Origin of the sequence: Streptomyces sp. XH2, from assembly GCF_049725035.1 — a bacterium.
Lineage (GTDB): Bacteria > Actinomycetota > Actinomycetes > Streptomycetales > Streptomycetaceae > Streptomyces > Streptomyces roseoverticillatus.
Map to the genome: position 1 here is coordinate 596,266 of NZ_JBMMMZ010000001.1, position 12,938 is coordinate 609,203.

Consider the following 12,938-nt stretch of genomic DNA (forward strand, 5'->3'; position numbering starts at 1 on the left):
CGTGCTCGCCGCCTCCGTCCTGTGGGGGACGACGGGCACGGCCGCCACCTTCGCCTCCGGCGTGGGCCCACTCGCCATCGGCGCCGTCGCCATGGGCCTGGGCGGACTGCTCCAGGCCCTCGTGGCCGCCCCGCAGATCGGTCGCCGCGCAGCCCGGCTGCGCGGCCGGCGCGGCACCGTCCTGCTCGGCGCCACCTCGGTAGCTGTCTACCCCCTGGCGTTCTACAGCTCCATGCACCTGGCCGGAGTCGCCGTCGGCACCGTGGTGTCGATCGGCACCGCCCCGCTCGCCTCGGCCTTGATCGAACGCGTCGTGGACGGCCGCCGGCTCACCCGCCGCTGGATGCTCGCGGCCGCGCTCGGCCTGCTCGGCACCGTACTGCTGTGCGCCGCCGAGACCGCCCATGCCGCCGACGGCACGGGGCAGGCGTCCCTGGCGACCACGCTGCCCGGCATCGGCCTCGGCCTGGTCGCCGCCGCGACGTACGCCCTCTACTCCTGGGCCGCGCACCGGCTCATCACGCGCGCGATCCCCTCCCGCGCCGCGATGGGCGCCGTCTTCGGGACCGGCGCACTGCTCCTCCTGCCCGTCCTCCTGGCCACCGGTGCCCCGCTCGTCACTTCATGGTCCAACGCCGCCGTGGGCGTCTACATGGCGCTGGTCCCCATGTTCGCCGGGTACGTCCTGTTCGGATGGGGCCTCGCCCGCGTGCCCGCCAGCACCGCCACGACCCTCTCGTTGCTCGAACCGGCCGTCGCGGCCGTCCTCGCCGTCCTGGTCGTCGGCGAACGCCTCCCCGCGACCGGCTGGACGGGCGTCGCCCTCGTCATCGCCTGCCTCGCCGTCCTCACCACGCCTGCCCCTGCCCACCGCCGCTCGCGCCGGCAGTTGCGGCACACCGCGGGCCATGACAGCGAGGCCGGAGTGACCGGCATCGCCGACCACGCCGGCTGAGCGTGCGGCAATCCCCCGCCGCCCTACCCGCCGCTCACCGCCCACGCGGGGCCGGCGGCTCCCCCAACGCGCCCATGATGTCGTCGAGCGTGCGCTCGAAGAGGGGCCCGGGATCGGTGAGGGCGAAGTCGAGGTGGCCGAAGACCTCCACGGCCACCGCCCCGTACAGCCGCGCCCAGCAGGCGACGAAGACGTAGATGACTTCCAGCGGTACGGGCTCGCCCGCCAGGTGCTCGCGCACCTCCTCCAGCTGGGCGGTCCACGAAGAGTCGAGATCGTTGGGCGGCTGGATGCCGCCGCGGCGCCAGAGTTCGACCATCAGGCCGAGGAGGACGGCGCCGAAGCGCCAGCTGGGGTCGTGGGCGGCCGAGCCGGGCGCGGTGTCGGCGTCCGTGACGGGTTTGGCGAACAGCAGCCCGAACTCGCGGGGGTGGGTCAGGGCCCAGCGGCGCAGTTCGCGGCACGCCTCCCGCAGCCGCCGACCCGGCTCGTCGGCGGGATGACGCTCGCGCGCCTCGGTCAGCGCGACGGCCAGCTCGTCGTACAGGTGCGAGGTCAGGGCCTGGATCAGGTCGCGGTGACCGGCGTAGTAGCGGTAGAGGGCAGGTGCGGTCATGCCCATCTCCCGGGCGATGGCCCGCAGGGTGACCGCGGACGGTCCTTCCTCGACCAGCAGCCTGCGCCCGGTGCGCAGGATCTCAGCCAGCGCCTCTTCGCGGACGCGGTGGCGCCGGCCGGTGGACCCGGTTCCCGATGTGCTCGGCACGGCCGCGCACCCACCTTCCCTTGACAAAGTTAACGCCTATCACTTTAGCTTGCGCCGAAAGTGAACGGTGTTAACAAATCTCTTCGGGGGATCTCATGACGTACGGCATCGTCCTGACGTACACGGTCACGCCGCGCTGGCTCGCCCTGTCGCGCGAGCAGCGCAACGCGATGCGCGCCCAGCACCTCGAACCGGTCTTCGCCGCCCATGCGGACCGGGTCAAGGCCCGCTTCTTCGACGCGGAAGCCTTCAACGGACGCATCTCGGACTTCGCCGTGCTGGAGACCGACGACCTGGGCGCCTACTACTTCCTCATCGAGGCCCTGCGCGACACTCCGGTCATCGCCGAGGGCTACCTGGCCTTCAACGACGTCTTCCTGGGCGTCGAAGACGGCTTCCACGCCTACGAGCGGGCCCTCACCGCAGCGAACAGCGAGCGGCACCGGTGACCGGGCGCGGCAAGAGCCACCGGTGGCCGTGGCACGTACTGCGGGTGGTGGCCGTGCTGGTGCTCCTCGACACACTGGCGCAGGCGGCGCTGGCCGGTCTGTTCGTCACCGGAGATCTCGGCCTGCTGGCCTGGCACGCGGCCAACGCGGGTGTGCTCAGCGCGTTGACCGTCGTCCAGACGGCGGTGGCGCTGGTGGTCCGGCGCGCCGCGCGCGGGCCGCTGTGGCCGGCCGTGGCGAGCGGGGTGCTGGTCGTGCTGGTGAGCGCGCAGCAGGGGCTGGGCGAAGCGCGCCTCCTGGCCGGTCACATGCCCCTGGGCATGGCCGTCTTCGGCTGTGCGACAGCCCTGGTGTACTGGGCGTTCACCCATCGCCCCAGCGCCTCGCCGCCGGCGGTCCGGTCCCGGCACGGGGTGGCCGAGTGATTCCCGGGCTGATGAGCCGGCGCGGGCTCCTCGGACTGACGGCCGGAGCCGGAGCGGCGATCACGGTCGGCGCGGCGGGCTGGGCCCGCCACGCCGGGGCATCCACCGGCCGGGTGCTCGCCAGCGCGGGTCCGCGGCCCCGCCCGTTCCGCGTACCGCTGCCGGTGCCGCCGGTGGCGCGGCCGGTGCGCAGCGAGCACGGCACCGACTTCTACGAGGTCGAGCAGCGGGAAGGGACGGTGGAGATCCTTCCGGGCCGGAAGACGACGGTGTGGGGGTACGACGGGATCTTCCCCGGCCCGACCTTCGCCGCGCGCTCCGGGCGCCGGACCGTGGTCCGGGTGCGCAACAGCCTCACCGTGCCGACCGTCACCCACCTGCACGGAGGGGTCACCCCACCGGAGTCCGACGGCTACCCCACCGACCTGCTGCTGCCCATCCGCTGCGCACCCGGCCGGAGGCACGACGGCATGACCGGCGCCCACCCGGGGCGGACGGCCGCGGGATACCGCACGTACGAGTACCCGCTGCCGCAGCCGGCCGCGACCCTCTGGTACCACGACCACCGCATGGACTTCAGCGCCCCGCAGGTCTGGCGCGGACTGGCGGGCTTCTTCCTCATCAGCGACCGGGAGGAAGACAGGCTGCCACTGCCGCGCGGAGGCCGTGACGTACCGCTGATGCTGTGCGACCGCTCCTTCGCCGAGGACGGCTCCTTCCGCTACCCCGCGCACAGCGAGCACGACGCGTTCCCGGACGGCGTGCTCGGCGACGTCCAGCTCGTCAACGGCGCGCCCTGGCCCGTCCTGGACGTCTCCGCCACCCGCTACCGCTTCCGTCTGCTGAACGCCTCCAACGCCCGCCGCTACGGCCTACGCCTCACAGCCGGTGACGGCAAGCCGGGGCGGTTCGTCCAGATCGGCAGCGACGGCGGGCTCCTGGCCGCGCCACAGCCGCTGGACGCCGTCGACATGGCACCCGGCGAACGCTTCGACGTCATCGTCGACTTCTCCGCCTTCCCCGTCGGCAGCGAGGTGACCTTGCGCAACTCCGCGGCCGAGGGCGGCATGCGTGACGTCATGCGCTTCCGCGTCGTACGCAAGGAGAAGGACGACAGCCGCGTGCCGTCCCGTCTGTCGGCCTCGTTCGAGGCGCTTTCCCCGGTCCCGGGCGGATCGGTACCGGTGCGCCGTTTCGACTTCCGCCGTACGCACGGCTCGGACGAGCGGCAGATGTGGACGATCAACGGGCGGCCGTTCAGCGCCGGCACGGTGCTGGCTTCCCCGCGCCTGGGCAGCGTGGAACGCTGGCGCTTCAGCAGCGACTTCCACCATCCGGTCCATGCGCACCTGGCCCGGTTCCAGGTCATCGCCCGCGGCGGCAGGCGCCCGAGGGCCACTGACGGGGGCTGGAAGGACACCGTGGACGTCCGCCCCTACGAAGTGGTCGACGTGCTCGTCAGGTTCGCGGGCTACAAAGGCCGCTACATGCTGCACTGCCACAACCTCGAACACGAGGACATGGCGATGATGGCCAACTTCGACGTGACGTGACGGGGCGGCGACGACACCGCCGGGCCACGATCCGTATCCACGGTGGTTGCCGGACATTCCCGGGCTGTTGAGGAATCACCCCTCAGGAGTGATTCCTCCTGAAAGGAGTACTTCTCGGGGAACACGGGCAGATTCCGACCAAGAGCATGGAGTGAACACCGCTGTCTTCAAGGGGGAATTCATGCCGGAAGATCAGGCGGGCGACGCGGTCCGCGGGGGGAGCCCGGACTCCGCGGTCGACCGGGTGGCCGACTTCTACGGTGCCTACATCGACGCCGTCGACGACGGAACCGATGACCTGGGCACGGAGCTTCGCGCCCACTACCTCACAGAGGACTTCCGTCAGCGTCTGGCCGCCTGGGAGGAGGCCAACCACGCCGACGGCGTCCTCCGCGCCCAGGACGTTCCCACCCACTGGGAGGTCCGCTATCACGACTCCGGCGCCGGACACCTGTTCACCACGGTCACGCTCACCTGGGGCACCGGCCCGGACGCCGGGCACACCCGGCTGGCGGTCCGGAGCGACCTGAGCACCAAGCTCATCTCGGACATCGAGGACGCCGCGGTCTAGGACACCCCGGTCCAGGACGCCCGACGGATGAGAGCCCGTGCCCGGTGGAGGGCACCACCAGCGAGGCACCGTCACCAGCCCCATCTCGTAGGCGGCGATCACGTGCTGGACACGGTCCCGCGCACCCAGCTCGGTGAGCAGGCGTGACCGTGCGACTTGGCCGTGGCCACGGCGATGAAGAGGCCTTCCGCGATCTCGGTGCCCGAGCGGCCTCGTCCGGCCAGGGTCAGCACTTCGCGTTCCCGCTCGGTGGTGCCCTCGGCCGGCCGTGGGGAGCGCTCCGGGGAGCGGGCCGCCTCGGGGCGCCGGGCGAAGCCCGCGATCAGACGGCGCGTCACGCTCGGCGCGACCAGCGCGTCGCCGGATTCCCCTCGCCGGTGCCTCCTACCACACCACGCGCCGCGGGCCCGGGCGTGGTGACCACCACCATTCGCCCTTGGTGGGTGAGGGGGAATTATGCGGGGCCGACGCCCATGTGCGGGCGCCGCGGATGGCGTTGAGTGAGGCATGGCCGATCGGCCGGTACGTCCCACTTCAGCCGCGCGTCCCGCGCACCCGACCCTCCCAGGAGGTAATCCGCATGAGCAGCATCCTCAAGCTTCAGAGCATGGAGGCCCGCACCACGCAGAGCGCTGCCGCCGTCGTCAGCCTGACGAGCAGCGGCAACCGCTGCTGCAAGGGCGAGGAGGAGCGCCCGGGCAACCCGGAGTGACCTGACGGATCTGTGCGGGGGGCGCGGTGTGCCCCCCGCACAGATCCCGCCGTTCCCACCGGCCGCTGCCACCGGCGGCCCCTCGCAGGATCCGCACGATCGCAGAGGCTGACATGCGCAACGAACGATGGGTCTACCGCTTCCTCTTCGCGTGGGACGACACGCTGTTCTTCGACCCGCTCGATGTCTTCTACGAGCCGAGCGCCGACCATTTCCTCGCCGGGCTCGACGAGAAGGTGCGGGCACGGTTCGTCCGCAGCGGCATCTGGTGGAGTCACCGGCACAACCGGGAGCTCCCGGCGCAGGGCTGGAAGATCCATGTGTCGGCCGGCCACCGGCACGTGCGCGAGGTCGCCGCCTCGGTGATCGGGTACCTGACGGAACACGAGATCGACTTCAAGATCGCCCTCGATCCCAACGTCTTCGAGATGCTCAACTCCAAGTCCGCCTCCCGGGGCAGCGGCGGCAAGTTCATCACCGTCTACCCGCACGATGACGACGAGTTCAGGGCGTGCCTGGCCGGTCTGGCCGGCCTCCTGGAGGGCGTGGAGGGGGCCTACGTCCTGTCGGACCTGCGCTACCGGGACAGCAAGGCGCTCTATTTCCGCTACGGCCAGTTCCTCGACACCCACACCGTCGACGTCCTCGGTCGGCGCCTGCCGCGAATCCTCGGGCCGGACGGTCCCGTCCCTGACGACCGGCGCCCGGGGTACGCGCAGCCCGACTGGGTGCCCTGGCCGTTCGACGACTGGAAGCCCGCGGACGAGGAGGACGGCGACGTCCTTCTCGGCGGCCGCTTCCGGGTGACCGGAGCGCTCCAGTTCTCCAACAGCGGTGGCGTGTACACCGCCGAGGACACGGGGGACGACGACCGGCCGGTGGTGCTCAAGGAAGCCCGCCCGTACACCAACCTCAATCCCCGCCAGGACCACGACGCCGTGGACATCCTCGACCGTGAGTGGATGTTCCTGAACCGGCTGGCCGACATCGGTGCGTTCCCCGCTCCGGTCGCGAAGTTCCGCCACTGGGAGCACCACTACATCGCCGAGGAGTTCATCGACCGCACCGACATGCGCTCGGTGCTGCTCGAACGCAATCCCCTCGCGCGGCCGGGGTTCGACGTCGAGCAGTCGCGGGAGTACCTGCGGATCTTCCTCGCGGTCTTCCGCGGACTGGCGCGCGCGATCCAGGCCGCGCACGACCGCGGTGTGGTCCTCGCCGACTTCACCGCCGCGAACCTGCTCATCGACCCGGACACCTACGAGGTGACCATCGTCGATCTGGAGGCCTGCCGGCTGGCCGACGCCGATGCCGGCGCCGATGCCCGGGAAGCCGACCTGAGCACGCCCGTCGAGCTGTACACACCGGGGTTCAGTCTCTCCCGCAACCAGTTCAAGGCGTACGGGCCGGAAGGCGACCGGTACGCGCTCGCCTCCACCATGGCCTACTTCGTCTTCCCGATCGCGGCGATGTCGTACCTGCGCGAGGACGTCCTCGACCTGTACCGGATCTTCATCACCGAGGGCCTGGGCTGGCCGGAGCAGGTGCACCGGCTGATCACCGACCTGGCCCGGAACCGGATCGGCCTCGCCGACGTGCTGTGGGCCCTGGAGGACGAGGCGGACCTGCTCCGCCAGGTCGGAGCGCCACCGGCGCGCCCGGTCGCCGAGGAGCGGCTCGGCCTGGTGGAAACGGAGGCCGGCGTGGCCGCGTTCGTCGAGGCCGTCGCCGACACCGGCCGGGACACGCTCTTCCCCGTGGACCCCTTCGCGCACGTCACCAACCCGCTGAGCCTCGGCTTCGGCGCGAGCGGCGTCCTGTGGGCGCTGCACTCCTCCGGCATCCCGGTCCGGCCCGAGTGGCGCACCTGGCTGGCCGGCAAGCTGGAGCACATCGACGTGGCGCAGTACCCGGACGGCCTCATGAACGGCCTGTCCGGCATCGCCTGGGCCGCCGACGCGCTCGGCCTCGGGACACAGGCCAGGGAACTGCTGACGCAGGCCAACCGGCGTGCGGTGGAGAAGGGCGACTACACCTTCTATTACGGCCTCTCCGGCGTGGGCATGACCAACCTGCGCTTCTACCTCCGCAGCCGCGACCCGCGCGACCTGGACGCGGCGCGGGACTGCGCGCGCGTCCTGTGCGAGACGGCGCGGCGCGACGGCGGGCGGGCCCACTGGCTCAACGAGTTCGCCGCCAAGGGGCCGCTGACCGGCCTGGGCTTCGGACAGGCCGGCGTGGCGATGTTCCTGCTGCGCATGCACCAGGTCACGGGAGAGGAACACTACCTGCGCCTCGGGCGGGAGGCGCTCGCCTGGGAGATGGCCCACGCCAAGCCCGTCCACGACGGCGGCCCCATCATGTTCGAGCACGAAGGGACCATGGAGCCGTACGTCGAGGTGGGGTCCGCGGGCGTGGCGCAGGTGCTGCTGCGCTACGGGGACCTGGACGCGGCGCGCACCGTGCTGCGCGGGCTGGACGTCCGGTACTCGGTGCTGCCGGGGTACTCCTTCGGCATGAGCGGGATAGCCGACGCCCTGCTGGACGCGGCGGAGTTCACCGGCGACCGTGCGTACCGCGACACGGCGCTGCGGCAGCTCGACTTCGTCCGGAGGGTCTTCCTCTTCGAGCCCGCCGAACGCTTCGCGCTGCCGCGCGAGGACGGCCGGACCCTGCTGGGCCTCCCCGGCGAGGGGCTGCTGCGCTGCTCCACGGACTACCTGACCGGCTCGGCGGGCGTGCTGCGGGTGCTCCACCGCGTGAACACCGGGGGCACGGCCGACTTCCTGCTGGACGAGGCCGGCCGGTGAAGCAGCTGTGGCGCACCCTGCGGGGTCACCGGGCCCCGTACGTGCTGATCCTCGTCGCCGAGGCCGGCACGAGCGGGATCGAGGCCCTGGTGCACCCGCTGCTGCTGAAGGCCCTGTTCGACCAGGCGATCCCGGCCGCCGACCTCCGCCGGTTCCTCTTCCTCGGGCTCGGCTATCTCCTGCTCGGGCTCGCCCTCAACGTCTCGGCGTACGCGATCGCCTGCCGGCGCAAGCGGTTCGAGAACGCCTTCGTGCTGGTGCTGGAGACCGAGCTGCTGGGCCGTGCGCTCGGTCTGGACGGCCGGAGGGTGGCGGAGGCGGGGAACGCCTCGTACGTCAGCCGCATCCACAACGACGTCTCCCAGGGCGTCCTGCCGGCGATCGACGTCTCCATCCGCATCGCGCGGCAGGCGGTCACCTCGGTCGTCTTCCTGGGCGTGCTGCTGTACCTGTCCTGGCAGGCCAGCCTCATCCTGCTGGTGATCGTGCCGCCGCTGGTGCTGGTGAGCAACCGGCTGGGCAAGCGGATCGCGAAGAACACCGGGCCCGAGCGCGAGGCGGAGGCGCGGTACGTCAACGTGCTGACCCGGACGCTGGAGTCCTTCCCCGCGCTGCGCGGTCTGCCGTCGCTGCTGCCGGGCACCCGCACGGCGAACCGGGAGGCGTTGCGCGGGTACCTCGGCATCACCTTCGTCAACTTCCGTCTGTCGCAGCGCCAGCGGACCCTGAGCGACCTGGTCATGAACCTGTCGGACACCGCCTCGATGATCATCGGAGCGTTCTTCGTCTTCTCCGGGCGGATGTCGTTCGGCAGCTTCCTCGCCTTCGTGAACTCGCTGTGGCGGGCGGTGACCGGGGTGTTCGACCTCGTCAACATGATTCCGCAGGCCCGCCGGGGCACCGCCGTCCTCATGCGGATCGAGTCCCTGCGCGGCTCCCGGGAGGATCCGTACCACGACGAAGGGCCGCTGGTGCGGGTCCGTGGAGCCCGGGTCGGGTACGGGAGCGGCGACGGCGGTGACACCGGCAGCCGCGGCGGCGGGGCCGAGGTGGTGATCGACGCGTTCGAGCTGCGCGCCGGCGAGCACGTCCTGCTCCGCGGCCCCAACGGCTGCGGAAAGACCACGCTCCTGCACATCATCTCCGGAACGCTCGCCCCCGACGCCGGATCGGTCACCCTGCCGCCCCGGGTGGCGAGCCTGACCACTCCGGTGAACCTGCCCCCGCTGCCGGTGCGCGACCTGGTCCCCGACGAGCGGCTGCGCGCGGCGATGGACCTGGACGGGCTGGCCGACCAGCTGCCCTCGGAACTGTCGTCCGGCCAGCGCCAGCGGACCGGGGTCGCGGCCCTCCTGTGCGAGGACGCCGACGCGTACCTCGCCGACGAGCCGTTCGCCAACCTCGACGAACACGGAAAGGAGCTGGTGCTCCGGATGCTGCGCGAGCGGACCGGGGGACGTGCCCTGCTCGTCGTCCACCACGGGGACGAGGAGCTCGACGGCCGCTTCGACAGGGTGGTGACCCTGTCCGGAGCCGCCGCGCTCTCCTAGCGGACCACGTCTCAGGGGACCGGATCCTCAGGGGACCAGGTCGCGGGCGGCGGTGGCGAAAGCCCTCCGGTCCGGGTGGCCGGTCTTCTGGAGGAGGCTCGCCACGTGCTTCTCGACGGTGCGCGGCGAGATGTGCAGCCGCCCGGCGATGTCCTTGTTGGCGATCCGCTCGGCGACCAGCCGGGCCACCTCGAACTCGCGGACGGTGATGCCGCACCGGCGCAGCTCCGGCGGCACCTGCTCCGTGCCCGTACGCCGTTGCCGGACCGGTGCGCCCATCTCTCGCAGCAGGGCCCGGCCGGCGCCGGCGACCACTTGGAGGCCGGTGTTGTGGAAGTACTCCTCCGCCTCGCGCAGCCACTCGACCGGCGCGCCCCAGCCGTCCTCGTACGCGCTCCGCGCCACCAGACGCAGACACAGCCGGCGCGCCGTGGGATAGAGCCCGGACGCTTCCAGTGCCCGGCCCGCGGCGGCCGTCGCCTCGCCGGGGCGGCCCTCGCGGCCGAGCAGGACGGCGTGCGCCAGGCCTGCGAACTGGCGGTTCCAGCGGGTGCCGCTGATGCTCGCCTGCACGGCAGCGGCGTAGTGCTGCCGGCCCATGCGCCCGGCCAGGACGCCGAGCAGCAGGATGATGCCGTGTTTGCCGAACTCGCCGGTCGCGGGGTTCTCCGCGTCGTAGGCGAGCGCCTGCGCGAACTCGTGTCCGGCCGCCTCGTGCCGCTCCTCCAGCAGCGAGCAGAACGCCCGCGCCAGCCCGTACGACATCGCCCGCAGGCCCGGTGCGGCGTCGATGAGCGGGGCCAGTCGCTCCAGCGCCTCCTCCATCGCGGCGCGCCGGCCCTGGTGGGCGTGGCAGACGGCCTCGGCGAGCCGCAGCATGGCCAGGTGGCGGCCCAGTCCCCGGCGTTCCGCGCCGGCCGCCCCCTCGCGGATCAGGTCCTGGGCTTCCGCGAATTCGCAGCGCCGGATCCGGTCCAGCGCGAGGGCGAAGGCGGCTTCGTACGCGGGTGGCAGCAGGCCCATGCGCAAGGCCTCCTGCCGGGCCTGCTCGACCCGGACAGGCCGTCCGTCGTGGCTCGCCGCGACGGCGGCCAGGTACACCTCGGCGGTCACGCGGAGTACGGGGAGCCGGCGCGTGCGGGCGACCGCACGGGCCTGCTCGAAGTGGGCGGTCGCCGTGGGCTCGTCCTGTTCCCGGGCGAGCTGCCCGAGCAGCAGCAGAGCCTTGCACGCCACGTCCGGCAGGCCGTCACGCCGGGCGGCGTCCAGCGCCCGGCGGGCGAACCGGGCGGCGGTGCGCAACCGGTCGGGGGCCGGCCGGTGGAGCTCCGCGTGCGCCGCAGCGATCTCCACGAAGGTGGCGTGGTCATCGAACGGGTGGTGGACTCCGAGCAGTCGGCGGGCGGCGTCGGCGTGTCGCAGGGCTTCCGCGGGACGGCCCGCCAGCGTGGCGATGCCGCTCAGGCGTGCGTGGATCCCGGCCTGCCGCCGGGCGGGCATCCCGTGCGTGGTGCCATCGCTGTCCGGGACGGTGCCCGGTGCGGGCAGCCGGTCGAACCGTGCCGAGCAGGCGGCCGTGTCCAGCAGCTGCTCCAGCACCGTGGCGTGCAGTTCGGGCGTCGTCGTGGGTCCGAGGAGACGGTGGGCCCGGGTCAGCAGGGCCGTCGCCCGTACCGCCATGCCTTCGCCGCCCTCGCTCATCGACCGCGCCGCCGCTTCGCAGTACAGGCGGACGGCCTCCTGGTCGTCACCGGCGTGCTCGCGCAGCCGGGCGGCGTGTGCGCACCACGCTCCGGGCAGTCCTGGATGGAGTCCGGTCAGTGCGCGCACCAGCCGCCGCGCGTGCCCGGCGCGCTCACCCGGCCCGAGGCCCGCCGCCAGAGCCTCGGCCGCCAGCCCGTAGCGGAAGGCGTACCACTGCGTGCCCGAGCCGTCCGGCGCGATCAGGTACGACGCGATCGCGGCACGCAGGATCGCGGACAGTTCGCCGTGGTCACGGCCGAGCGCGTGCTCCAGCACCGGCAGGGGGAAGCGCCGGCCGAACAGGGCCGCCATGCTCAGGAACTCCAGGCCGAGCGGGCCGAGCCGCTCGGCCTGGCGTCTGACGCGGTCCGCGACGGCGGTGGGAACGGACAGCGCCGGGTCGCCGTGGAGGGCGGCGGGATCACGGGCGAGCTCCTTGACCACGAACGGGATCCCGGCGCTGCCGGCCACCACGCGCTCGACGAGCCCGGGGCAGACCCCTTCCGGGGCGACGCCCAGCTCGTCCGCGACCAGCGGGTGCACGTCGGAGCGTCCGAGGGGCGGCAGGTCGAGCACCTCCGCGGCCCCGTACTGACGCGCCCGCGCGGCCAGCCCGGTCACCGTGCAGGGGGCGCACCCCGCGATGAGCAGGAGGACAGCCGACTGCTGCTGCCCGATGTTGTCCAGGAGGTACTCGACGACCGCCAGCGTCCCGGCGTCGGAGTCGTGCAGATCGTCGAGGACGAGCAGGCAGCCCCGATCCCCCTGTTGCGCCTGTTGGCCCCGTTGCGCCTGTTGACCTGGATGTCCCGGCGGCCCGGCCGGCTGTCCTCCGACGGCGGCGAGCACGCGCAGCATCGTTTCGGCGACCATGATGTGCGAGGCGGCGCCGGAGCCCGGGTCCTGGGTGCCGCTCAGCAAGCGGGTCAGGACCGGCCCGTAGTGGCCCAGTTCGTCCGGGTCCGGCAGGAGGCCGGCGCGGGCCGGCAGGAGCAGTGCTTCGATCATGGGCCGGTACGGGACGGGCGGCCCGACCGTACCGGCCCGCCCGCGCATCGTGACCATGCCCGCCGCGGCGGCCGCGCCGAGGGCCTCGGCGGCGAGCCGGGACTTGCCGACACCGGGCTCGCCGGTGACGACGAGCGCCCCGCCCCGCCCGGACCGGGCAGCGGCCAGCGCGGTCACGACCTGCCCCATCTCGCGCTCGCGGCCGATGAGTTCCCCGCGCCCCCGGCCGTGGCCCCCACGGTCCGGGCCGCCGGCGGCACAGGCAGCACAGCCGTCACCGGCGCCACATTCGTCATAGATGGCACCGTCGTCGTCCGGCAGCGCCGGCCAGCATGCAAACACCGGATCGTCCCCTCCCCCGCGGGCCTTCCGAGGCACCGCCTGGGCCGACGATAC

The 12,938-nt window shown here is 72.7% G+C and carries 10 protein-coding genes and 1 pseudogene; 8 read left to right on the forward strand and 3 right to left on the reverse strand.

The annotated features are described in order from the left end of the window. The first annotated feature begins 1 nt into the window (after window position 1). Window positions 2-955, forward strand: coding sequence for a DMT family transporter (locus tag ACOTKD_RS02745; protein WP_424887375.1), 954 nt, complete (start codon window positions 2-4; stop codon window positions 953-955). A 34-nt stretch (window positions 956-989) separates the two neighbouring features. On the opposite strand, the gene ACOTKD_RS02750 is transcribed toward ACOTKD_RS02745, so the two are convergent. After that, window positions 990-1,721, reverse strand: a complete 732-nt coding sequence (locus ACOTKD_RS02750) for a TetR/AcrR family transcriptional regulator (RefSeq protein WP_424887196.1) — start codon at window positions 1,719-1,721, stop codon at window positions 990-992. Window positions 1,722-1,816: 95 nt separating this feature from the next. On the opposite strand from ACOTKD_RS02750, the gene ACOTKD_RS02755 reads away from it, so the two are divergent. The 4 genes from ACOTKD_RS02755 (at window position 1,817) to ACOTKD_RS02770 (ending at window position 4,719) form a co-directional block, all read left to right on the forward strand. Continuing rightward, window positions 1,817-2,170 (forward strand): darcynin family protein, encoded by a 354-nt coding sequence (locus tag ACOTKD_RS02755; RefSeq protein WP_424887197.1) that lies wholly within the window; start codon window positions 1,817-1,819, stop codon window positions 2,168-2,170. Continuing rightward, window positions 2,167-2,595: a hypothetical protein gene (locus ACOTKD_RS02760; RefSeq protein ID WP_424887198.1), complete on the forward strand. Its 429-nt coding sequence runs from the start codon at window positions 2,167-2,169 to the stop codon at window positions 2,593-2,595. Before ACOTKD_RS02755 ends, ACOTKD_RS02760 begins: the two co-directional genes overlap by 4 nt. A gap of 11 nt (window positions 2,596-2,606) precedes the next feature. Beyond that, the gene (locus tag ACOTKD_RS02765; protein WP_424887199.1) at window positions 2,607-4,148 is read left to right on the forward strand and encodes a multicopper oxidase family protein; all 1,542 of its coding nucleotides are present in this window, start codon (window positions 2,607-2,609) and stop codon (window positions 4,146-4,148) included. A 181-nt stretch (window positions 4,149-4,329) separates the two neighbouring features. Then, window positions 4,330-4,719 (forward strand): hypothetical protein, encoded by a 390-nt coding sequence (locus ACOTKD_RS02770; protein WP_424887200.1) that lies wholly within the window; start codon window positions 4,330-4,332, stop codon window positions 4,717-4,719. A gap of 63 nt (window positions 4,720-4,782) precedes the next feature. Here ACOTKD_RS02770 and ACOTKD_RS02775 read toward each other — a convergent pair. Next, window positions 4,783-5,084, reverse strand: a pseudogene (locus ACOTKD_RS02775) (response regulator transcription factor); the annotation flags it as partial. 215 nt (window positions 5,085-5,299) lie between these two features. Between ACOTKD_RS02775 and ACOTKD_RS02780 the strand changes: the two are divergent. From ACOTKD_RS02780 to ACOTKD_RS02790, 3 genes are all read left to right on the forward strand, one after another. Further along, window positions 5,300-5,431, forward strand: coding sequence for a class III lanthipeptide (locus ACOTKD_RS02780; protein ID WP_302858809.1), 132 nt, complete (start codon window positions 5,300-5,302; stop codon window positions 5,429-5,431). A 113-nt stretch (window positions 5,432-5,544) separates the two neighbouring features. Beyond that, complete coding sequence (gene lanKC, locus ACOTKD_RS02785) at window positions 5,545-8,241, forward strand: class III lanthionine synthetase LanKC (protein ID WP_424887201.1); 2,697 nt, start codon at window positions 5,545-5,547, stop codon at window positions 8,239-8,241. Beyond that, window positions 8,238-9,791 carry an ATP-binding cassette domain-containing protein gene (locus ACOTKD_RS02790; RefSeq protein WP_424887202.1) on the forward strand — a complete coding sequence of 518 codons (1,554 nt, stop codon included), beginning with the start codon at window positions 8,238-8,240 and terminating at the stop codon, window positions 9,789-9,791. Before lanKC ends, ACOTKD_RS02790 begins: the two co-directional genes overlap by 4 nt. Window positions 9,792-9,818: 27 nt before the next feature. Here the strand turns inward: ACOTKD_RS02790 and ACOTKD_RS02795 are convergent, their stop codons facing one another. After that, a complete protein-coding gene (locus ACOTKD_RS02795; RefSeq protein ID WP_424887203.1) occupies window positions 9,819-12,920 on the reverse strand; it encodes an AAA family ATPase in 3,102 nt (1,033 codons plus the stop codon). Window positions 12,921-12,938 lie beyond the last annotated feature (18 nt).

Bases quoted from the DNA above. Each gene is read 5' to 3' on its own strand.
- ACOTKD_RS02765 (WP_424887199.1), top strand. From the start codon at position 2,607: ATGAGCCGGCGCGGGCTCCTCGGACTGACGGCCGGAGCCGGAGCGGCG.
- ACOTKD_RS02780 (WP_302858809.1), top strand. From the start codon at position 5,300: ATGAGCAGCATCCTCAAGCTTCAGAGCATGGAGGCCCGCACCACGCAG.
- lanKC (WP_424887201.1), top strand. From the start codon at position 5,545: ATGCGCAACGAACGATGGGTCTACCGCTTCCTCTTCGCGTGGGACGAC.
- ACOTKD_RS02770 (WP_424887200.1), top strand. From the start codon at position 4,330: ATGCCGGAAGATCAGGCGGGCGACGCGGTCCGCGGGGGGAGCCCGGAC.
- ACOTKD_RS02755 (WP_424887197.1), top strand. From the start codon at position 1,817: ATGACGTACGGCATCGTCCTGACGTACACGGTCACGCCGCGCTGGCTC.